The 23,238-nt window shown below is 44.8% G+C and carries 11 protein-coding genes and 1 pseudogene; 10 read left to right on the top strand and 2 right to left on the bottom strand.

Annotated elements, in window-relative coordinates:
- Positions 1-175: 175 nt before the first annotated feature.
- Complete coding sequence (gene pdhA / locus BJP37_RS17540) at positions 176-1,204, bottom strand: pyruvate dehydrogenase (acetyl-transferring) E1 component subunit alpha (protein WP_075900663.1); 1,029 nt, start codon at positions 1,202-1,204, stop codon at positions 176-178.
- A gap of 397 nt (positions 1,205-1,601) precedes the next feature.
- Between pdhA and BJP37_RS17535 the strand changes: the two genes are divergently transcribed.
- From BJP37_RS17535 to BJP37_RS17495, 8 genes are all read left to right on the top strand, one after another.
- On the top strand, positions 1,602-3,989 hold the full coding sequence (locus BJP37_RS17535; protein WP_075900661.1) for an IMS domain-containing protein: 2,388 nt from the start codon (positions 1,602-1,604) through the stop codon (positions 3,987-3,989).
- An 852-nt stretch (positions 3,990-4,841) separates the two neighbouring features.
- Entirely contained in the window at positions 4,842-6,023 is a 1,182-nt protein-coding gene (locus BJP37_RS17530; protein ID WP_075900659.1) for a DUF4912 domain-containing protein, read from the top strand.
- Positions 6,024-8,127: 2,104 nt separating this feature from the next.
- A complete protein-coding gene (locus BJP37_RS17525; RefSeq protein WP_229415348.1) occupies positions 8,128-9,996 on the top strand; it encodes a ShlB/FhaC/HecB family hemolysin secretion/activation protein in 1,869 nt (622 codons plus the stop codon).
- A 418-nt stretch (positions 9,997-10,414) separates the two neighbouring features.
- Positions 10,415-13,345: a cation-translocating P-type ATPase gene (locus BJP37_RS17520; RefSeq protein WP_075900657.1), complete on the top strand. Its 2,931-nt coding sequence runs from the start codon at positions 10,415-10,417 to the stop codon at positions 13,343-13,345.
- A 383-nt stretch (positions 13,346-13,728) separates the two neighbouring features.
- The gene (gene recF, locus BJP37_RS17515) at positions 13,729-14,880 is read left to right on the top strand and encodes a DNA replication/repair protein RecF (RefSeq protein WP_075900655.1); all 1,152 of its coding nucleotides are present in this window, start codon (positions 13,729-13,731) and stop codon (positions 14,878-14,880) included.
- 364 nt (positions 14,881-15,244) lie between these two features.
- A complete protein-coding gene (locus BJP37_RS17510; RefSeq protein WP_075900653.1) occupies positions 15,245-16,006 on the top strand; it encodes a hypothetical protein in 762 nt (253 codons plus the stop codon).
- Positions 16,007-16,140: 134 nt separating this feature from the next.
- Complete coding sequence (locus tag BJP37_RS17505; protein ID WP_075900651.1) at positions 16,141-17,097, top strand: amidohydrolase family protein; 957 nt, start codon at positions 16,141-16,143, stop codon at positions 17,095-17,097.
- A 760-nt stretch (positions 17,098-17,857) separates the two neighbouring features.
- The gene (locus BJP37_RS17495) at positions 17,858-19,183 is read left to right on the top strand and encodes a hypothetical protein (protein ID WP_075900647.1); all 1,326 of its coding nucleotides are present in this window, start codon (positions 17,858-17,860) and stop codon (positions 19,181-19,183) included.
- A 151-nt stretch (positions 19,184-19,334) separates the two neighbouring features.
- Here BJP37_RS17495 and BJP37_RS17490 read toward each other — a convergent pair whose 3' ends face one another.
- On the bottom strand, positions 19,335-19,898 hold the full coding sequence (locus BJP37_RS17490; protein WP_075900645.1) for a 3'-5' exoribonuclease domain-containing protein: 564 nt from the start codon (positions 19,896-19,898) through the stop codon (positions 19,335-19,337).
- Between the two features lie 231 nt (positions 19,899-20,129).
- Here BJP37_RS17490 and BJP37_RS17485 point away from each other — a divergent pair, with 231 nt between their 5' ends.
- Both BJP37_RS17485 and BJP37_RS17480 read left to right on the top strand, forming a co-directional pair.
- On the top strand, positions 20,130-21,602 hold the full coding sequence (locus tag BJP37_RS17485) for a SagB family peptide dehydrogenase (protein WP_075900643.1): 1,473 nt from the start codon (positions 20,130-20,132) through the stop codon (positions 21,600-21,602).
- 711 nt (positions 21,603-22,313) lie between these two features.
- Positions 22,314-23,186: pseudogene (locus tag BJP37_RS17480) on the top strand (S8 family serine peptidase); the annotation flags it as partial.
- Between the last annotated feature and the right edge of the window lie 52 nt (positions 23,187-23,238).

Raw genomic sequence — 23,238 nt, 5'->3', positions numbered from 1 at the left:
GGAACAATACAAAAAAGTTCAATTTTGACTTAGTAGGTGGCGGTTAGCTCTTAATTTGTCTTCCCTACTATTTTCATTATAGCATTTTTCAACCTATGCAAGACAGTTCCTGTCCGCGATTCATCTCACAACGAACATGCGCTCGCCATGAGTGTGAGATGAATCGCGGATTAAGCTAATCTTCAGCAAAAACATAGCGATATAGTTCACTAGGGTCAGGTTCAGGACTGGATTGGGCAAACTCAACTGCATCATTAATCACTTCCTGGATTTTGCTCTCAATGGCTTTGAGTTCTTCGGGAGTAGCTAGATTATTGTCTGTCAGGTAACTTGCCATCTTTTTAATGGGATCGCGAGTTAACCAGAATTCCTTCTCTTCTTTGGAGCGGAGTTCATCAGGATCAGCCAGAGAGTGACCTCGGAAGCGGTAGGTCAGGGCTTCAATCAGGGTTGGGCCTTCTCCTGCACGAGCCCGAGCGATCGCTTCTTGGGCAACAGTTCTGACAGCCATTACATCCATGCCATCAACTTCTACTCCAGCCATGCCGAATACACTGGCTTTTTTATAAATTTCTGGCTGGGATGTTGCCCGTTCATGAGCCATCCCAATTGCCCACTTGTTGTTTTCCACAACATAGATAACGGGCAGTTTCCAAAGGGCTGCCATATTCAAACATTCAAAGAACTGACCATTATTGCAAGCTCCATCACCGAAAAAGCAAGCGGTGACTTGATCAGCACTCTCATCCCCCAAGGCTTCGCGACGGTATTTACTTTGGAAAGCACTACCCGTGGCAACGGGAATCCCCTCAGCTACAAAGGCATAGCCTCCTAGGAGATTATGTTCTTGTGAGAACATATGCATTGAACCACCGCGTCCCTTGCTGCAGCCTGTTGCTTTGCCAAATAACTCTGCCATCACTTCCCGTGCTGGCACTCCTGCACTTAAGGCATGGACGTGGTCACGATAGGTGCTACTAACAAAGTCTTCACCATTACGCAACGCCTTGATGACTCCTGTTGACACTGCCTCTTGACCGTTGTAGAGGTGGACAAAACCAAACATTTTGCCCCGATAGTACATTTCAGCACATTTGTCCTCAAACAAGCGCCCGAGCATCATATCCTCGTAAAGGAGTAATCCTTCTGCGCTGGTAATGGGTCTGTAATCCTCTACTTTAGGTAAAGTTCTTTCCTGAGCCATTAATTTGTCCTATACTTGTCCCAACACTATACTGGCATTTAGCCAAACTACTTGTTTAGCCAATTTAAGCAAAGCTATTATAAAGTTTCACTCAAGCCTACAGGATTTATCTTCCAGAATTTATCTTATAGGTCAAGCCTAGAGGTAATAGTTAGGTCAAGTTGACTTGACTTAAAATCACACTACTCCTTTAGTGTTTTAGTTTAATTAAAGTTAATTAAAGAAGATGATCCACCCTAATTGCTAGAATTAATAGTGTTTAGGGACTCGACAAAACCGGTTAGCTGCGATACTGTGTCTTTTAAAGTGACAGATAAATAGCTATAGCCAGTTTAGGGAGTACGATATGGGCTATCATCAACTCATTCAGTTGCTCGAAAAGCTGGGGAAGTGAACCGTGCGCATTCCGCTCGATTACTACCGCATATTAGGATTGCCGATTCAGGCTACAGCCCAACAGCTCAGCCAAGCCTATCGTGATCGTACCTTACAACTACCGCGCCGAGAATATTCGGAAGCAGCAATAGCCTCTCGTAAAACTCTCCTTGAAAAAGCCTACGGGGTTTTGAGTGACCCCGAAACAAGAGAGGAGTATGATGCTGGCTTGATTGCCAAAGCTTATCAACTCCAAGAGCAACACCCATCAGTGGCGGGTGCTCCTGATACTAATCAAACAGTAACAGGTGAAACCGTCGAAGCTCACACTCCCACGATTGAAATTGATAACGACCAATTACTCGGAAGCTTACTGATTCTTCAAGAACTTGGGGAATACGAACTGATTATAAAACTGGCGCAACCGTTACTGGAAAAAGGTAACAGCGTTGGATTAAGTCAGGGGAAATTGGGGGATCCCCAACTTGTTCGACCCGACGTAGTTTTGACCTTAGCTATAGCCTGCTTAGAGCTAGGTCGAGAGGAATGGCAGCAAGGGGAGTATGAAAACGCAGCTATGTCCCTAGAAACTGGACAACAATTACTCCTACAAGAAGGCTTATTTCCGAGTGTTCGAGGGGAAATCCAGGCAGACCTCTATAAACTTCGCCCTTATCGGATTTTAGAATTATTAGCCCTGCCAGAAGAAAAAGCCATTGAGCGTCGCAAAGGCTTGCGGTTGCTCCAAGAAATGTTACAGGAGCGCCGAGGGATTGATGGCACTGGTAATGACCAATCTGGTTTAGGGATTGATGACTTTCTTCGCTTTATCCAACAGTTACGAGGCTATCTTACCTCCAACCAACAGCAAACCTTATTTGAAGCTGAAGCACGACGTCCTTCAGCTGTTGCTACATACCTAGCTGTTTACGCATTACTAGCAAGGGGATTTGCCCACAGAGAACCGGCTTTGATTGCTCGTGCCAAGAAAATGCTGATGCGTTTGGGGAAGCGGCAGGATGTTCACTTAGAACAAGGGGTGTGTGCTCTGCTTCTGGGCCAAACGGAAGAAGCCAGTCGTGCCTTGGAACTGAGCCAGGAATACGAACCTCTAGCTTTCATTCGGGAACATTCTCAAAATTCCCCAGACTTATTGCCAGGATTATGCCTGTACGGAGAGCGTTGGCTACAAGAATCTGTATTTCCCCACTTCCGGGATTTGGCCAATCAGAAGGTTTCTTTGAAGCAATACTTTGCTGATGAGCAAGTACAAGCCTATCTAGAAAATTTACCAGATTCATCTGAGCAAACTAGCAATCAGTGGACGGTTGTACCTTCCCAAACAACCACCTATGCAACAGTAGGCTCTTCTAAAAGCATGCTGGGGCAAGATAGACTAAGCAATGGCCAAGGCTCACAGACAACTGCAGAACCAGTAACGGTGGGATCAAGGTGGCCAAGTGCGGCGTTGGCAAACGGTGTTAGTCAAAACGGGGTCAATAGCGATCGCTTAACTAATAATGGGGTATCAACTTTGCCTACAGGTCAAGGGATATCCCACTCATCAAATGGCTCAGAACCACAAACCTCTCAGGACTTAGAGTCAAACACAACAGGCTTGCGGAGTCATGGACGGCGTCGTAGGCGTCAGTCCTTAGGTAGCTTTCTGGGTGGGGGCAAGTCAGGCAAAACCCTGGATAGTCAAAATTCAAGCACCTCAGGCGGGTGGTATAGAGGCGCTTCTTTGGTCAAAGACTCCTCAAGTCAGCGGAGCAGTCTGAATCATTCATCCCCTGATCGTCTTGAATATTCACCAGAGCGATTCAAACCAGGGACTAAACTAAGACGTCTGATTTTCCTGAGTATTTTAGGTTTGCTAGGACTGGGCATCCTGCTGGTTTTGCTCAATAAAGCTCTTAAAAGTTTTTCAAAACCACCCTTAGAGGGAGAACAGATTTTTGTGCAGCTTGACCAACCTCCAGTCCCAATTCCTCCTAGCGGCAGTGGGCTCATTGCTCCGAGTGGTCCTCTAAATCAAGAAACGGCTCAGCAAGTCATCGAAACCTGGCTAAACACTAAGAAAGTTGCCTTTGGACCAAAACATGAGGTAGGGCAACTTAATAAAATCTTAGCTGAGCCAGCTCTGTCTGTCTGGCTCAAAAGTGCTAAAGCGGCTAAAACCAATAACTCTTACCGGATCTACAAGCACAGCGTCAAAATTAACTCAGTTGAGACTAACACATCCAATCCTAATCAAGCTGTGATAGATGCTGCGGTCAAGGAGCAAGCAAAGGTATATCAAGATGGTATGCTGAGTCCGGCAGCTTCGAGTAATGATAACTTAAGAGTCAAGTATGACTTAGTACGCCAAGGGGGTCAGTGGTTAATTAAAGGTTGGATGGTAAGATAACTACAAACATATCTGACCAGTCAATTCCTGTCGAAAAGAAAAGGGAAAACTAATGATTATTCCTGTCGATGGTTGATGATGCGATTAGCTTTGGCTTGCCACGCTTCGCTCACCGTTGAGGAAAGTAGTCATATAGTGTTGCTTATCATCAAGGCTGAGAGATAAATGATTAATAAAGAATTTCAATGATAAGTAGATCAGAGTTTTATCCTTCTTGGCTACAGATCATTTATGGTAGCTAAGTTGATAATATTGATGACTGAAGTCCTAAGTTGTGAGGAGTGATGTCACAGTTTCATGACATTTTGAGTCCCACTTTTCTGACAAATGCGTGAATTTACCAGAAATCGGCTGATTTCACCCTTGACCTGACCAAAAAATTTCTTGTTATATATAGTTGCTCAGAGGATTCCATAAAAATGTGGCTTTGTTAGTATTTAACCAAATTATCGATGGCTGACTTTACCATATTGTAGGTAGAAAAAATAACTGAAGTTTCGAATAAGCAGTAGACGGGTAATTTCCCTCAAGGCGCACGCCTCCTAGGCCGCGAGCAATCCCTCGCGGCCTAGGGTAGCGCCTTTAAAATCTGGGAATCAAGAAGGATAAAAACTTTAGTCAGGTCTGACTTTAGGTAAGTTTCATAGCAACCAAAACTTGTTTTAATTAGGTGCGCTTGACCCTTAGGTGCGCTCTTACCATTAAGAATTAAATTCTCCACGGGTCTCACCTTAAGAATTAAATTCGCTCTTTGTGCGCGCCTCCTAGGCCAGGGAACCCGAGCACGGGTCACACCTCAAGATTGACATCAGTAATCTATCAGCCAACCTAACAACGTATAGAAAATAAATCATGGCAAAAGAAGGAACTCCCCTAGAAGAAATGACTTTACGGCAATTACGTAGAGTTGCGAGTGAATATAGTATATCTCGATACAGCAGAATGCGTAAAGCACGCTTATTGGCGGAAATTAAAGCAATAGAACGTCACAAAAGGTCTACCACTCCATCGCCGATAATTGAGGCACAAGCAAAGGACGAATCAAGCCAGTTTGAATTAGCTCAAGAAGAGCCGACTAGTGATAGTCTAGTTTCTGTTGATGAGGGATTAGCAGAGCTACCAGAAGGTTATGGTGAAAGCCGGATTGTCCTAATGCCTCGTGATCCACATTGGTCTTATGCTTATTGGGAGATTCCGAATGAACATAAAAAAGAACTGCGCTCTCAGGGAGGTCAACAACTCGCTCTAAGGCTCTATGATGTTACTGCAATCAAACTGGATGATCAAAGTCCCCATAGTATCCAAGAATATCCGTGTGATGAGCTAGCGCGAGAATGGTATCTACCCATGCCAGTTAGCGATCGCGACTATGTAGTTGAGATTGGTTATCGCTGTGAAGATGGTCAATGGCTAGTTCTGGCCCGTTCAGCACCTATCCATGCCCCCCCAGCCTATCCCTCTAAATGGATGGAAGACCAATTCATCACGGTCAACTGGAATGATAATTTACAGGGTAAGACTGTCCTAAAACTTCTGCCACCTAGCCAAACAGCTAATGGGAGTAGCTCGGAAATGCCTAATCCCCCTATCTATGGCGAAATCTTTGGCATAACTCAATCTGGGGAATCTCAGGCAGTAGCTGGTTCTGTTTATAGTTCTATGCAGCAAGTTCCAAGGTCAGCAATAACTTCCAATGCTTTCCCTTCGGGTATTGGTAAGTGGGTTTCTCCAAACATGTCGGGAGCTGGTTTGAGGGATTATGCTCCCCCTGCTCCTTCTCCGGAATTGTTGTTACTGGCAGATGCGGAGCTAATTATCCATGGTACCACTGATCCTGATGCTTCCGTTACTATTGATGGACTTCCGGTCAAGATTAACCCAGACGGTACCTTCCGCTTCCAGATGTCTTTGCAGGATGCTCTGATTGACTACCCAATCATGGCAGTGTCAGCGGATGGCAAGCAAACTCGCTCAATTAATATGAAGTTCATCCGCGAGACGCCATCATGTCATACTGATATGGTGTTCAATTGAACACAATGATTGAGTGCAGTCCCCACCCATAATTTTCACTGATATTTTATAAGTTGGGTGGGGTAAGTCAAATCAGCTTTTGCATCGCGAAGCGTCAGCTTCTATGGTAGGATCCCATTGGTATGGCAAAGACTATTGGGCTGTCGTTGCACTACCAAGTCCTGCCATCATCCAAGTCCTGCCATGTTTGTGATGTTCATTGCTTGTTTCTGAGCGGCTTTTCGAGGGCAAAAATTAGGCGCTCAAGCAATTCCCAATAAGGCGATCAGGATGATTGAACTGCTTTGTTACCATAACAAGTGCGGAAGAGCAGTAAATTAAGGCAGACGATTATTATAAATAAATATGCTATAACTATTGGATTTTATAGTCGTCAAGATAAATTGTAGCTTTTGATACAATTTATCTAATAGTTTGTATAGGTATATACTAACTATTGCTATATAGTTCAAGAACTAGCATTTGCCTATAATTGCCTATAATAAGGTGAGAATTCACACTTCATACTTCTAAAGAGTTCCCCCGACACTAGCCAAGGGATTTTTTTGCCAAGAGTTAATAGGTGTGCTTGACCCATTAAGAATTGAATTCGCTATAGGTGCGACCCTTTAGGCAAAGCCCGACGCTGAGTGCGAACGGGCGCGCACCTGTTAAATACACAAAGGTTATACTGACAGCGGAAAACCCACCACAGGGTCAGACAGGGTAGAGATTTTGATTATGGGTAAGTGAAGTACCCCAACCTGCTTGACCTTTGGTCACGCGGGGCGCGTTCGCGCTCGGTTGGGGCTTCCCATTCTCAGTTCAATCAGGGACGGTTTTATTCGTCTTTCGGGCTTTGCCCGACGCTACGCGAACGAGGTTTCCCGCGCGGGTCCCCGATGCCTCAACCAGAGGCGCGACCCAAGGCCGGGGAACCCGGCCTAGGAGGCGCGCGCCTGCTCGTCTTGGTCTTACTCAGCGTCCACAGGCAGACATCCGCCTTCTATCGACGCATATTTTGGCGACAGACTTACCTTGGAATTACAGCGATAGCTGACCAGCTGGGGCAAGTCTCTTCCCGGAGACGAAACCTTAGTAGAGGGTCGCCTTTATGGTTGGTCGGCTATGCATAAAAGAGGTGCGACCCGTGGCGAATTTAATTCGCCTACGGAAAGCGCACCTTTGGTTAAAACTGTTTGATTAAGGCGACCCTCTACTTACGGTAACTTCAAACCCTGAACTCTGAAGCGTACTTTTACACCTTGAAGGTAGCCTTTTAGTCAGTCAGGAGGGTCATCGACCACTTTTATTTTAGCACGAATCGCGCTCTAGTTGTCGTCTCCCTATCCATCCCCACCGTGAAAGACGGTGGGGATGGATAGGGAGTTTTGTTAAACGAATTTGATATAAGCTATAACTGCGAGAGACGATGGTGATAGTTTTTTGGAATTTTTGAACTAATCAGGGTTAGGCTTTTTAGTGGCGTTTACGTTTGAACCATTCGTTGTCACCCAAAATCCCTAGATATCCCCACCTAAGGAGAATAAAAAACNCCACCCTGTAGAGGGATGGGGATTCCCCGGCACAACAACTATGTTGCTGTTATCTCCAAGGGCGTAACTTTCCCCCGCACGGTCGGTAGCTGGGTTTAAAGTTACCGTAAGATAGTGGAGCCTTTATAGTTTGCAGGCTATGAGTAAAAGAGGTGCGACCCGTGGCGAATTTAATTCGCCTACGGAAAGCGCACCTTTGGTTAAAACTGTTTGATTAAGGCGACCCTCTACTTACGGTAACTTCAAACCCTGAACTCTGAAGCGTACTTTTACACCTTGAAGGTAGCCTTTTAGTCAGTCAGGAGGGTCATCGACCACTTTTATTTTAGCACGAATCGCGCTCTAGTTGTCGTCTCCCTATCCATCCCCACCGTGAAAGACGGTGGGGATGGATAGGGAGTTTTGTTAAACGAATTTGATATAAGCTATAACTGCGAGAGACGATGGTGATAGTTTTTTGGAATTTTTGAACTAATCAGGGTTAGGCTTTTTAGTGGCGTTTACGTTTGAACCATTCGTTGTCACCCAAAATCCCTAGATATCCCCACCTAAGGAGAATAAAAAACCCGATGCGCTCGAAGATCGGATTGCTTTGGCATCAGATGTTAATTCAAATTGTGCTTATTAAGTATTTCTTAAATAAATTAATATCAAATAAATTTACACCGTTGTATTTAATAATTGCCTGTAGCACTTGTAATGATGCCCTAGCAGTAACCCTAACCTCTTTGCCAAGCAATCATAGATCTCTAAGCACAAGTAACCTTCTGGTTAACCAGCAGGAGAAGAAAATCGCTCAGGAGTCAGGACAATTGGTTGATGAAAATTATCAAAATCAGATAGGTGAACTATTAGCGCCCATAGGATCAGATTCAGAAGAACCAGTTCTACTAGATAATAAACCCAATACACCTGCTCAACTAACTGTTTTTGATTCTCAAACTATTCAAGTTGATAAAATTGAAGTCATTGGCAGCACTATCTTTTCACCAGAGCAGTTTAAGCAGATCATACAACCTTATCAAGGACGCTCCCTGACTATTGAGCAACTAAGAGAAGTCGCGGATGCTATTACTACGGTTTACCTCAAGCAAGGCTATATTAACACTAGAGCAATTCTGGCCGAGCAAACCATTGACATTAACAAGGGCATTGTTACAATTCGTGTCCTAGAAGGGGGTATAGAAAAGATCGAAGTTGAAGGAACACGCCGCCTCAATGCCAACTATATCCGCAGCCGTGTCCAGTTAGGTACTGGAACACCATTCAATACTACTGATTTGGAAAACCAATTACGATTGTTACGGCTTGACCCAAAGTTGGAAAGTATAGAAGCCAGCCTGCGCAAAGGAACAAAAGTAGGACAGAGCATTCTGATTGTTCGTGTTGTGGAAGCTAATCCGTTCGAAGGCAGTGTATGGGTTGATAACTACTCACCTCCTAGTATTGGTTCTGAACGAATGAGCTTTAATCTTCGGCATCTCAACCTAACTGGCAATGGGGATGAAATTTCTTTCACTTATCGCCGTTCGACCACTGGGGGGTCTAATATTTTTGATATTGGCTATCGCTTTCCCCTCAATCCCCGAAATGGTACCTTAGAACTGCGAACAGTGATCGACCGTAATCGGGTGACTCAAGCACCATTCAATGTTTTTGATATTGAGGGAGAATCTGAGCTATATGAAATTCGATTTCGTCAGCCGTTGTACCGTACACCTCGGGAAGAATTTGCTCTGTCTCTAGGATTCAGCTACAGAGATGGTCAGACTTTTTTGGGTGATGAGCCTCTTGGGTTTGGCTTTGGTCCAGATCAAGATGGCTCGACTACCCTGAGCGTGATTAAGTTTGAACAAGAGTATCTACGTCGGGATTTGGAGGGAACTTGGTTTTTGCGATCGCTTTTGAGTCTCGGAACTGGCTGGTTTGATGCCACTATCAACCCCGATCCTATACCTGATGGGCGCTTTTTTCGCTGGGTAGGTCAAGTACAGCGGTTGCAGATTCTCTCAGAGGATAATTTCTTAATTATGGGAACCGAAGTTCAGCTTACCCCCAATAGCCTATTGCCTCCCCAACAATTTTTGCTTGGGGGTGGTCAATCCCTGAGGGGCTACCGTCAAAATATCAGAGCAGGGGACAATGGAGTACGATTCTCTGTTGAAGACCGTATCACTTTACATCGAGACGTAGACGATGACCCCGCATTACAACTAATTCCGTTTTTCGACATGGGTTATGTCTGGAATAACCCTGACAATCCTAATACGTTACCGTCACAACGCTTTTTAGCGGGTATTGGCTTAGGGCTAATTGTGCAGCCAGTGACAGGGCTGAATCTGCGACTTGACTATGGCATTCCTCTGGTTGATTTGGATGATCGCAGTAACAATGCCCAGGATGAGGGCTTCTACTTCAATGTTCGCTATCAATATTAATCAATATAGCAATTATCTTTCCTCATGAGGTACAAATTTATGGGTTTTAGGGAACAGGGGACAGGGAACAGGGAACAGGGAACAGGGAGCTTCGGAGCTGCTAATAGGTAATAATAAAAAAAATTTATGTACCTCATAGGTATGATAAACCCTAGATTAAATTATTTCAACTCTGACGATCACCGTTAATAGTCAACCGTTGAGCTTCAACAGTAAATAAAACCTGATCAAATACAAACTAAATTACTAGGATTAGCGCCAACTGCCTATCTGTAGAATACAGACTTTGAACAACAGATCTTCACTTGCTGCATCTGGTGCTATTTTGTTGCGCTAGATTCGATTATAGTCTTGGTTTCCAAACTCCCTAGGAAATTTTTATGATCGAATGCATATCATCTAAACGCAAACATTCCCGGTGAATCCATTGACCCATTCTAATTTATTGCCTGACCCGTTAAAAGCGTGGTACACCCAATCTGTCGAAAATTCTTTAGCAGAATCCGACTGTGACCCTCAAGTGGGTTTGACCTCTCAACAGGTATCACAGCGCTTACAATACTATGGCTTAAATGAACTAGAGGAAAAAGCAAAGCGCAGTTCCTGGGCAATGTTCCTTGACCAATTCAAGGACATCATGCTGCTGATGCTGATTGCGGTAGCCATAGTTTCCGGGATTTTAGATCTGATCAATCTGCAACAAGCCTCAGAAAAGGCCAGTGAATTCCCCTTCAAAGATACGATTGCTATCCTATCAATCGTGATTCTCAATGGCATCCTCGGGTATCTCCAGGAAAGCCGTGCTGAAAAAGCCCTAGCAGCCCTGAAAAGTATGGCATCCCCTAAGGTACGAGTGCTGCGGGATGGTCGTACCTTAGAGATAGATAGTCCACAGCTTGTGCCAGGGGACATCATGTTGCTGGAAGCTGGGGTACAAGTTGGAGCAGATGGTAGGCTGATCGAGGCATCGAATTTGCAGGTCAGAGAATCTGCACTGACTGGGGAAGCTAATGCTGTCAATAAAACCGTAGAGGTGGAGCTATCGGAAGATACTCCCATAGGCGATCGCATTAATTTAGTTTTTCAGGGAACTGAAGTTGTCCAAGGCAGAGGTAAAGTTCTAGTTACTGGTACTGGGATGAATACGGAACTGGGTAAAATTGCCCAGATGCTACAAGGGGTGGAAAGTGAACCGACACCTCTGCAACAGCGCATGTCTCAGCTGGGAAAAGTCTTGGTAACCGGTTCGCTGTTGCTAGTAGCACTAGTAATTATCATTGGCTTGGGCGTAAGCGGTTGGGACTTGAGTGTGTTCCAACAACTGGTAGAAGTTTCTTTAAGTATGGCAGTTGCTGTAGTTCCAGAAGGCTTGCCAGCGGTGGTGACTGTTACCTTAGCCCTAGGAACCCAGAGAATGGTACGCCGTCATGCTCTAATCCGCAAACTACCAGCTGTGGAAACCTTAGGAAGTGTTACTACGATTTGTTCTGATAAAACTGGTACCCTGACCCAAAACAAAATGGTTGTGCAACGGGTGGATACCCTCAACACTAGTATTCAGGTGACTGGGAATGGTTATGAACCTGTAGGGGAATTTCTCCTAAACAATCAGCCCATTACTACAGAACAGTATCCCGAACTCGAACCCCTACTTCTAGCTTGTGCTCTGTGTAATGATGCCATCTTGCAGTATGAACAGGGGGAGTGGAAGATTTTAGGAGACCCCACAGAAGGAGCATTAATTGCTCTGGCTGGTAAAGGCGGTGTGGATAAGGAACCCCTGAGTCAAAAGTATTCTCGTGTGGATGAAATTCCCTTCTCCTCTGAGCGCAAGCGTATGAGTGTGATTTGTCAGTGGGATAGTTCTCCAGATAACTCTCAACCTGCTAACTTACCTGCTCAGTTACCCTACTCGAACGCCAAAGGGGAACAACCTTGGCCTTTCGGCCACGCTACGGGAACAACCGAGAACCGACAACTGACCGGTTACATGATGTTGACCAAAGGGTCTCCAGAATTGGTGTTAGAGCATTGTACTTCATCAATACATAATGATGACAGAGCAGGAGGAAATCTAGGGTGTCAACCCTTGACAGAAGAGCAGCGGCAACAGATTTTGGAACAGAATAACCAAATGGCAGGGGCTGGTTTGCGAGTGCTAGGTTTTGCCTATAAGTCCCTAGATAGCTTATCAGCTCCAGAAGCAGACCATGAAACCTTAGAGCAAGGGTTGGTGTGGTTGGGGTTAGTGGGAATGTTGGATGCTCCACGCCCAGAGGTACGAGAAGCAGTTCAGCTGTGCCGGAATGCTGGAATTCGTCCGATTATGATTACTGGAGACCACAAACTTACCGCTAGAGCGATTGCCCAGGATTTGGGAATTGCTAATCAAGGTGATCAGGTACTGACTGGTCAGGAGTTACAAAAGCTCTCCCAGCTCGATCTAGAGGAACAGGTAGACCAAGTCAGCATTTATGCTCGTGTTGCTCCGGAACACAAACTTAGAATTGTTCAGGCACTCCAGGGTAGGGGTAAATTTGTTGCGATGACGGGAGATGGAGTGAATGATGCACCCGCTCTCAAGCAAGCTGACATTGGTATTGCTATGGGAATTACCGGAACCGATGTCAGTAAAGAAGCCAGCGATATGGTGCTTTTAGATGACAACTTTGCCACCATTGTTGCTGCTACAGAAGAAGGTCGGACAGTATATGACAATATTCGTCGCTTTATTAGATACATCCTGGGCAGTAACATCGGTGAGGTATTAACTATTGCCGCAGCCCCGATTATGGGATTACCAGATGTTCCCCTCACACCCTTACAAATTCTCTGGATGAACCTAGTCACTGATGGTTTACCCGCTCTTGCCCTAGCTGTGGAACCAGCAGAACCGGATGTGATGAAGCGATCGCCTTTTAGTCCTCGGGAAAGTATTTTTGCCAGAGGGTTGGGGTCTTATATGGTGCGCATTGGTATTGTTTTTGCCATTTTCAACATTACCTTAATGGCAATTGCCTATGGATACTTCCCTCACTGGAAGACAATGGTATTTACTACCCTATGTATTGCTCAAATGGGCCACGCCCTGGCAGTCCGCTCCAACAAACGCATTACTCTGGAATTAAACCCATTATCTAACCCTTATTTGCTGTTGGCAGTTACTGTGACTACTCTCTTACAGCTGCTACTGGTCTATGTACCCTTTTTGCAAGACTTCTTTGGCACTGAACCTCTGACTATGATGGAATTCGCTGTCTGTCTTGGCTTTAGTACATCACTATTTGTTTGGGTTGAGCTGGAGAAATTATTTATTCGTTGGTTTAGCAAGGGAAAAGTTCAAGATTAGCAGGTTAGCTGGTTGAAGGTTGAAGGTTAGCTGGTTGAAGGTTGAAGGTTAGCTGGTTGAAGGTTGAAGGTTAGCTGGTTGGCAGGTTGAAGGTTGGCAGGTTGGACGGTTAGATATTTTTTTCAGTTCAGATCAAACTTCTAATCTTAAGCCTCTTAACCTATTAACCTAGAACCTGATAACCTAGAACCTGCTCACTTTCAACCAGCTAACCGACCCTACAAGGGACGCCTTGGGCGAACAACCTCTTAACCTTAAACCTCTTAACCTTAAACCTCTTAACCTTCAACCTCTTAACCTTCAACCTCCCAACCTCTTAACCTTCAACCTCCCAACCTCTTAACCTCTTAACCTGCTAACCCCCAACCTGTAACCTTAAATGGATGTACCTTAAGAGCCTACACCTGCGACAGTTTCGTAACTACAGGGATTGCCTGGTTAACTTCGATGCTCCCAAGACAATTTTGCTGGGTAATAATGCTCAGGGGAAATCGAATCTACTAGAGGCAGTAGAGTTGCTCTCTACCCTAAAGAGTCATCGGTCAGCACGCGATCGCGAATTGGTCTTAGAAACTACTCCCATTGCGGAGATTCGGGCTACTCTAGAACGAACCTATGGTTCAGTAGAACTAGGATTAACCTTGCGCACTCAAGGACGACGTACTGTTGCTCTCAATCAAGAATCCTTACGTCGGCAGTTGGACTTTTTAGGTATTCTCAATGCAGTACAGTTTTCTAGCCTGGATTTGGAACTAGTGCGAGGAGCACCAGAGCGGCGTCGCGCCTGGCTCGATTCGATTCTGACTCAGCTCGAACCAATTTATGCTTACATTTTGCAGCAATATAACCAGGTATTGCGACAGCGCAATGCTTTGCTCAAAAAAATCCGTAAACTTCAACAAGAAGGGGAAGTTGAGGCATCAGTATCCAACCAGTACAATGCCGAGCTAGGGTTGTGGGATGCCCAACTAGCTACTGCTGGTTCACGAGTTACCCGCCGTCGAGAGAGAATGCTAAAACGGTTAGCTCCTTTAGCCCAAGCATGGCACGCTAGTATTAGTGGCAAGACAGAGGTATTGGATATTACCTATGCTCCCAATGTCAGTCTTTCCAAAGATGACCCAGATCTAGTCAAGCAGGCTTTTTTAGAGAAAATCCAACAGTACTCTATTCCTGAATTTCATCAAGGGAGAACCCTAGTCGGTCCTCACCGGGATGAAGTACAGTTTACCATTAATCAGACCCCAGCTAAGTCCTATGGTTCTCAGGGTCAACAGCGAACGTTGGTATTAGCGCTCAAGTTAGCAGAATTGAAGCTCATTGAAGAGGTGGTGGGAGAGCCACCTCTGTTGTTACTCGATGATGTATTAGCTGAATTAGACTTGAATCGGCAAAATTTATTGTTGGATGCTATTCAGGACCGGTTTCAGACTTTAATTACTACTACTCACTTGGGAGCTTTTGATTCCCAATGGCTGAATTCGTCTCAGATTCTTTCAGTGCAAGCAGGACAGATTAAAAGATTGGAAGCTTGATGATTGATAGTTAATAGTTTATTGTTGATAGTTTATTGTTGATAGTTTATTGTTGATCGGGTACACGGCTTTTTACCCTGACCAATAGAAGTTGCAGCTATACAACCCCCAGCCAAACGCACTTCAAGATGTAATATAAAGAAATATGTTGTTTTTGAAAGGAGGCGAAGGACGCTACTGCGTCGCGCTACGCAATCGCTGGATTGACGGTTGGATAGTGATTTAGAAAATCCTTAATAAATTTAAAGCAACACAGGGACTTGCCATTAGTCAAGCTGGGCTATAAGATTATACAGGTTTAAAATAACCAAGAAATTGGATCAAACTGACTTATAACTACTCCATCAATTAAAAGGAGTTTACAATGCCGTGCCAGATTTCCTATCAGGACGATACTGTTGAATTAGAAACCGCAGAGGAATTATTCGTTGCCCTAGAACTCACTCCCATAGAAGCCGATAAGGAGATTTTGTCCCAAATTGGTGAGGGAATGTTAGAGCTAGTTACAACTGATGAACAGTTTCTGCTAATTCTCGAAAAAGTGTTAGATACGCGAGGGGCTAGCAAACAACCCTATCTCAAGTGTTTTGGCACACAATTAAGCCAAGTAGTCACTAAGGGAAGTACCTTGTTCAAGGGATTATCCCTATTGGCGAATGAAGCGGATCAGGAATACTTCCTTAATTCTTTGGGGCAAGAGGTGATTCGCAAGTCTATTGCTAATGTTAATGATTTGGTAGAGGCTCTGACCTGGCTATATGGCAAGATGGATATCTTGTTTATCGAGTTGATTGGCTGGGATTTTGTACTAAAATTTATCAATTCTGGTCGTTCCCTGGGTGCCATCATGAAGGTACTTTCCCAAGAGGAAGAAAAAGAGTTGCTAGAGCGGATGGGATGGCCCTCAGTCATTAATTGCATTCAAGATGCGGATGATCTGATGGCAGCATTTATTGGATTGGAACAAGAAAGCGATCGGCTTTTAATTGATAAATTGGTTGAGTTTAATAAGTTGCAAGCGGTCATTCCATCTGTAGCTGAGTTAGATCGAGTCTGTAGGCGAGGTTTGGGTGCAGAAGACATCACCTACCTGCGAGAAACCTATCAGAAATTGCTGGTGGCTTAAGAGCAAATTTTAGACTAATTTTCAGCCAATTGTTAGCAAATTGTCGGAATTTTGGGGAATGTCCGTATGCTGATAAGCGAAAAATTATTCCCCTTTAGACCCTACTCTGAATCAGTTCATTAGGAGTGAAGACTATGGGAGTTCTAGAACCACTGAAGGGTTCAAAATACCAATGTATCGATGCTCATTTACATGTTGTGGATTTTCTGCAAGATACAGGTGGGCTGCGGAAGTGTTTAAAGTACATGGATAAGGGGAATATTTCCCACGCCTGTGTGTTTGGTTTACCGGTCACCAAGCTATGGGCGAGTTGGGAACGCAGTTCACCAGGATATTATTTGGGAGACAACTCCAAGTGTTACTACTACAGTGCCGTTGATCCGTTCATTGCCTGTGACTATCAATCCTTATCTCCCGAAGAGCAACAACGCTTTTTCCTATTCATTGGCGGATTCAATCCCTGCGATAAGTTGGCCTATAAACACATTGAACGGACGATTAAGTATTTTCCCAATATGTGGAGTGGAGTAGGCGAAATCCTCTTCCGCCACGACGACTTAACCAACCTCACCTACGGCGAACCTCCCCGCAGCAACCATCCGGCCATGGACAGCGTGTTTGAACTATGCGCCGACCTCGAGATGCCAGTTTGTATTCACCAAAATATCACGTCGGTGGGCACAAATACTTATCCAATGTGGTTGCACGAGCTGGAGGAGATGTTACAAAAGCATCCCAAAGTCAAGTTTGTTTGGTGTCACTGTGGCATTTCTCGCCGCGTTTATTCACCGGTCTACTATCAGATTGTTAAGCGCGTTCTAGAGCATTACGATAATCTCTGGGTTGATATTGCCTGGATTGTGTTTGATGATTATATTTGTCCCAAAGGTGTGCCCGATCCAGATTGGCTACAACTGTGTGAGAAATATTCCGATCGTGTCTGCATTGGTACAGACGTTGTGAATAAGTTTGAGTTCTTACCTTCAACCATTCAGAAATATGATGTCTTTTTAGATGCTCTCTCTGAAAAAGCAGGCAAGAATTTAGCATTTAACACTGCTTTTAACTTATTCTCAAAAGTTCGAGCCTAGTGAAATCAAAACCCAAGCTATTTGGCACGATCACAAAGTCTTAGGTTTCTTAACCAGGTAGTGGTCACAAGTAGTGATTTTAGCTTCCGTTACCTTAACCAGAGCCTAGCCAAATCACTGCATCTTTACCACTACCTTCGGTTGTAAGGTCTGAAGTAGGAGTTTGCAACCTTCGTTAATTACAATCACCAAATTAGTCAGTAGTCAGGATTAATTATTAGACTTCAACTACATGCAAACCTCTATAATTAACCTCACCTAGAGAGCATTACGATAATCTTGGTTGTTGGCATTCCCTTAGATGATTAGATTTCTCCCAAGGGTTTACTCGTAACAGATGGGCTGCAACTTTGAGAACTATTCCCATCCTATCTGCATTGCTAAAAACATTGTAAAGAAATTTGGTATCTTAGCTCTAACCATTCAGAAATATGATAATTATTTAAATACTCTATTAAAAAGCAGCCAAGAATTTGGCGTTGCTGATTATGGGTATGGTTTTGCCCCTCTAGCCCCCCAAGCGAGTAATTGCTCACTTGGGGGACCAACGGGGGCTTGACCAAAACCAGATGATCGCGCATTCATTCCTTAATTCAGCAACGCCAATAATTTAGCATTTGACACTGCTTTTAACGTATTGTCTTGCATTGCAAGCCTAGTGAAATCAACACCCAAGCTCTTTGGCAAGACTACAAAGTTTTAGGTTTTTTTAACCTTTCTGATCATTGATCATCAATTATATATATTCAGGATATCCGATATGAGTACAACACCAGATCAAACCGCAGATGCACGGAACCGCGTCATTGAATCCGCCAAGCGATTGGGAGTTCAACTCAATGAACAAGAATTGGAACGATGGATGAATTCCATTACCCAAACCACAGAGGGCAGCGATATTGTCGTCGATGAAAAGACAGGGGTTTTCGGTCACAAAGTCAGCATGTTGGATTTTGACCCGAAAGACCTGGAGCGTTTTCGCACTATCGGTAAAATTGTGGAATTTGACGATGTTCCTGGTCTGGTAGAAACTGCTTTGGCCCTCTCTGGTTCAGCCGCTCAATCCAAGGTTCAAACTCACCCTGGAGACTGTGACTACTTCGAGCGGGTGAATATTATTGCCCCCACCAAGGCTGAAGCTTGCCAGATTCTAGCTCGAATTATGCGTGAGAAAGCAATCAACAGCCTGTCGGGTGACAATTTTCAATTCATTGAACTGAAATTTGGTAGCTATCCCCAAGACGTTATCTGCAACGAACGCCCCTGTAGCAAAGGCTCACCGATCGCGTGGTCTTCTGACGAAGTTGTGGCTGGAAAGATAGAAGCGAGGGACTCTGAAGGAAATCCTGTCATCATCACCTGGGATTCTGTAGCCGACGATCCCGGTTGGTGTAAGCTGGACTGGGTAATTTCTGATCCAGTGCGCGGTCAATTGGCCAACGCTAGCAACATGTTGGATGTGACCTGGGAAGCTCCCGATGGTACAATCACTCCCTTAGACGGCTATCTAGACGCTTATTTTCAAGAGGTTTACCTGGATGCCGAATCTGCTCCCATCTTTAACAAACTGGTGAAGCAGGTTTCCAGCGATGTCATGGATGATTACGTGACGGCGTTGCAAGACCAAGTTAAAAAATATGTTAAGGAAGATCATCTCAACTATGGCAAAGCTGCCAAACGTTTGTATAATATATTCCGGCTGAATGGGCAGTATGAGGAAGCTGCCTTCCTGCGGGAACTTTTTGACGAACCGGCGGCATTACTTTATCAAGTCCACGCCCTGGTAAAAACGGTTCAAGAAGCCACGGAAAAAAGCACCGTCTTTGATATCGACAGCATTCTTGATCAGACTGATGAACTGATTATGTCAGTGATCAAGGTCTTGGAAGGGGAAGAGGAATTGGAGATCGTGCGCCATCTGCTGCGTCTATCCCGCTGCATCAGCCGTCAGGAGGAGGGGGTTCCCCTTGGTCCCCACGCAAAAATAATCCAATCAGAGATCATGAATATTGTCAACAATTTCTTCTACGAAAAGATGACAGCACTACCTACTATTAAGGCTTATATTGACGATCTCAAGAGTTGATACTGACGCTGGCTGCCCCTATCCCTTTCCATAGCCAGCCAGCTAAATCAATAGACCTCTTGCAAAAGTATTTTTCTGATAGTGTTTACGTCAATTCTTGTCCACTGTTCCCAGATCCGCTGTTCCCTGTTCCCGACAACTGCCGCGAAGTCTAATGTTCACGCTGTAAGTTGTTTTGTAAGAGATTGCAAAACAACTTACCTTGTTGAATGGCATCATCAAGAGCAACATGGGTCAAGGGAATGTCCTCTAACCACTCAGGCGGTAGGTTTTTCTTGCCTGACTCGCTATAGTTTCGTTTTAGGAATGCCATGGCATAGGAGCGGATGTCTAGTGCAGAATGCTTAAAGGGACTATCCCCCACAAAGTTGATCAAATACCAATAGACAAACATAAAGTCGAAGGTGGCTGGATAGGCAACAAAGACCGGTTTACCGGGTAATGCTTGTAGCCAAGCGTGATATGCCTGCATCACCTGTGCTGGAGGCTTTGGGTTGACTCGTGATGCTTCCCAAGCTTCAGGGTTTTCTGACCACCATCTCATGGTGTTGGGATGAGCTTGTGCCCCTGGCAAGGGTTCTAGGTTAGCGGTAAAGGTGGCGATTAATTCTTTGTCTGCCGTATAAGCTGCTGATCCAATGCTGAGCATGGAGTGAGGTCCAGGGATAAGACCATCGGTTTCAATATCCGTGCTGACGTAGATTTCGATTGTCATTTGTTTGCCTATATCAAATATTAACAGGATATTGCTATGACCTTAACATCTGAGAAAATTTAGGAAAAAAAATTGGTAGTAATGCATACTAAGAATTCAATCAGAACTGTTGAACCTTGAAAACTTTGAACACTTCTGGGGTGTTGCTAACCCGCAACAATTCTTCTCGTTATCTGGTGTCACCTTGGGTTAATGTTAAATGCAGTCTACTGTTGACTTCTGAGTGGAAGAATGACTTTCTCATCCTTAACTGTTTCCCTCAAACCCGAAATCACCCTCACCCCTGTTGAGGGAAATATTCTGCTCCAATCTTCAAGCCGTAAGCTGACATTTCATCAACCGGAACCGGGATTAAAAACTGCTCTAGATGCTCTCAAACAGGGAACCCACACCCCCGGGCAACTTCAAACCTTAATCCTAGAAACCGATGGCACACAAGTGCGGGAAAAGTTCGATGCTTACCTGAATCGTCTGATTGAACTGGGCTGGATCTGCCACGCCATCCCCCCCTCATCCCCTGAGCTTTCCCCCCTTGCGACCGCTATTCCCATGGTAGGGGATTATTACTTCGATTGCCCTGAAATTGATTGGGATGCGTTCGCGAAGCGGTTCCAAAGGAACATCGCATTTACCCTCTCTCGCTTCGCCTATCTCCATCAAGTCGAAGGGGAAATGGTATTAGAGTCTCCCCTTACCAAAGGTAAGATTAAATTTTCCGACTGGCGGGGTCCTGGGTTAGTGAGTCAGTTATCTCAACCCCAAACCGCTACTAGCTTAAGTCAGGAAATTCCCGGAATTACTGAAGAGATTGCCCAACAGTTTCTCAGTTTACTGTTTGCGGCCCAGATGTTATCTGCATCCTTTGCCAGTCCTGTTGAAGAAGATGAAGAAGTTAAAAGCGAAGAAGCTACTCCACCGCTAGTGTTTTGGGAATTTCACGATTTACTGTTCCATTCTCGCAGTCGCCTCGGTAGACATAATAATCCCTTGGGTGGCATATTTCCCTATGTCGGTAAAATTGACCCCTTGCCTGGGGTGAAGCCATTGATGAGCGATGTGGTGATTCCCTTGGCAAAACCAAACTTAGAGGAACTCAATCAAACCGATATGCCCTTGAGTCAGGCATTAGAAACTCGCCGTTCGATCCGGCGATATGACGAAACCCCGATCACCCTTGAACAATTAGGACAGTTTCTATACCGTTGCTCCAGGGTGAAAAAACTCTTCGATACAGAACGGGGAGAGGTCAGTAACCGTCCCTATCCCGGTGGAGGTGCGATTTATGAATTGGAAATTTATCCCGTGGTTAACGCTTGTCAAGGATTAGAACAGGGACTCTATCACTATCACCCCTTAGACCATGTGTTGTGTCAAGTCTCAGCATGGACCGCAGAAACGGAAGCATTAGTTCAGGATGTCTGGTTTGCCAGCGCTCAACATGATCAGCCCCAGGTTGTATTTGTGATTACCGCCCGCTTCGGACGAATGTTTTGGAAATATCAATCCATGGCCTATGCAGCAATTTTGAAACACGTTGGAGTTATGTATCAAACCTTCTATCTGGTTGCCACCAGTATGAATTTAGCTCCCTGTGGAATTGGAGCAGGTAATTCTGATCTATTTCAAAAAGCCACTGGAATTGACTACTATGAAGAGTCTTCTGTAGGGGAATTTATGTTAGCTTCTGTTCCCGTAAAACCTTAATAAAAACTATAGCCCTTGGCCGTTGGAAATAGCTTGTAGGGTGGGCAAAAACAGTTTGGTTTTTTTGAGTATTCTAGATTATAGAACTTTGCCCACCCTACTATAGCCCTGGACTATAGTATTTCGATTTAATTTGGTAAAGGAAAAAGGCAAGAGGCAATAGATAATAGATAAGAGGTCATCAAGAAGCTTTGAGGGTGCTCAAAAACAGTTTGGTTTTTCGATTATTCCAGATTATAGCGTTTCTCGCAGTTATTAGGTACAGTTTTATTTGAGGCTGATTCCTTTAAAACCCTCTTGAATATTGCCTTTTGCCCTCAACATTCAGCAGTCAGCGGTCAGCAGTCAGCGGTCAGCTATAATGCCTAATGCTTAAAATAAACATCGAACAGGATAATTTAATATTTCGAGATTTGACAGAATTGAAAGTTTGGGGATTTGCCCATCTAAGCATATGCTGATAGCTGATAGCTTACCTTTTGCCTTTTGCCTTTTGCCTTTTGCCTTTTGCCTTTTGCCTTAAAGGATAAGATTTGTCCTCAAACGTCGCTAAAAATTGCTATATATAACTCTGCCCATTCTACTTTAATTGATATTTTTTTTACACGCAAGTGCCTAAATATTAAGTTTTGTGGCTATATCAGTCTTCTATACCACTGGACATAGTATGTTAACCAATGGCTTAACAATCCAAAATTAGTTTGGGATTCAATGTCTGAAATTGCTAAAATCCCAGGAATACAGGGACTTTGGGAAAAAACCAAAGGGGACTCCCAAGTTGTTGTTGCAGTTCTAGATGGGGTTGTTGACCAGGCTCATCCTTGTTTTGATGGGGCTAGGCTAAAGCGGTTGCCAACGTTAGTTCAGGGAGAGGCACACCCAAACGGGAGGATGTCGAGCCATGGGACTCATGTTGCCAGTCTGATTTTGGGTCAGCATGGTTCTCCTGTGCAGGGGATTGCCCCGAACTGCCAGGGGTTAGTCATACCTGTGTTCGCCGATGAAGGTCGCCGCCTCTCCCAACTGGATTTGTCTCGTGCCATTGAACAGGCCGTTAATGCCGGAGCGCATATTATCAATATCAGCGGCGGACAACTGACTGACTATGGTGAAGCAGAGGACTGGCTCCAACAGGCTGTCCGTCTGTGCCGAGACAATAATGTATTAATTGTGGCGGCTGCGGGCAATGACGGGTGTGAGTGTTTACACGTTCCCGCTGCCCTTCCGGCTGTCCTAGCAGTTGGAGCCACGGATGGCCAGGGACAACCCCTAGAACTGAGTAATTGGGGTCAAACCTATCAAAACCAAGGGATTCTGGCTCCGGGAGAGAATATTATAGGAGCTAAACCCGGAGGTGGTACAGTCAGACTCAGTGGCACCAGCTTTGCCACCCCCATTGTCAGTGGAGTTGCGGCACTTTTGCTCAGTCTGCAACGGCAACGGGGTGAAGAACCTGACCCCCAAAAAGTTCGTACTGCCTTGCTAAAAACAGCCCTACCCTGTAACCTACCGGAAAACGATCAGCGTCCTCGTTGTTTGGTGGGTGAGGTTAATATTGCTGGGGCGTTTACTGATTTAACAGGGTGCGGCTCGTTCTCACTAGGAGCCTCTAGAAGCTAGAGGGGTATGAGTGAGG

Source organism: Moorena bouillonii PNG (genome assembly GCF_001942495.1).
In the GTDB taxonomy this organism is placed as follows: Bacteria; Cyanobacteriota; Cyanobacteriia; order Cyanobacteriales; family Coleofasciculaceae; genus Moorena; species Moorena bouillonii.
Note: the sequence above shows the minus strand (reverse complement) of the source record. Positions and strands in the feature narration are given on the sequence as shown.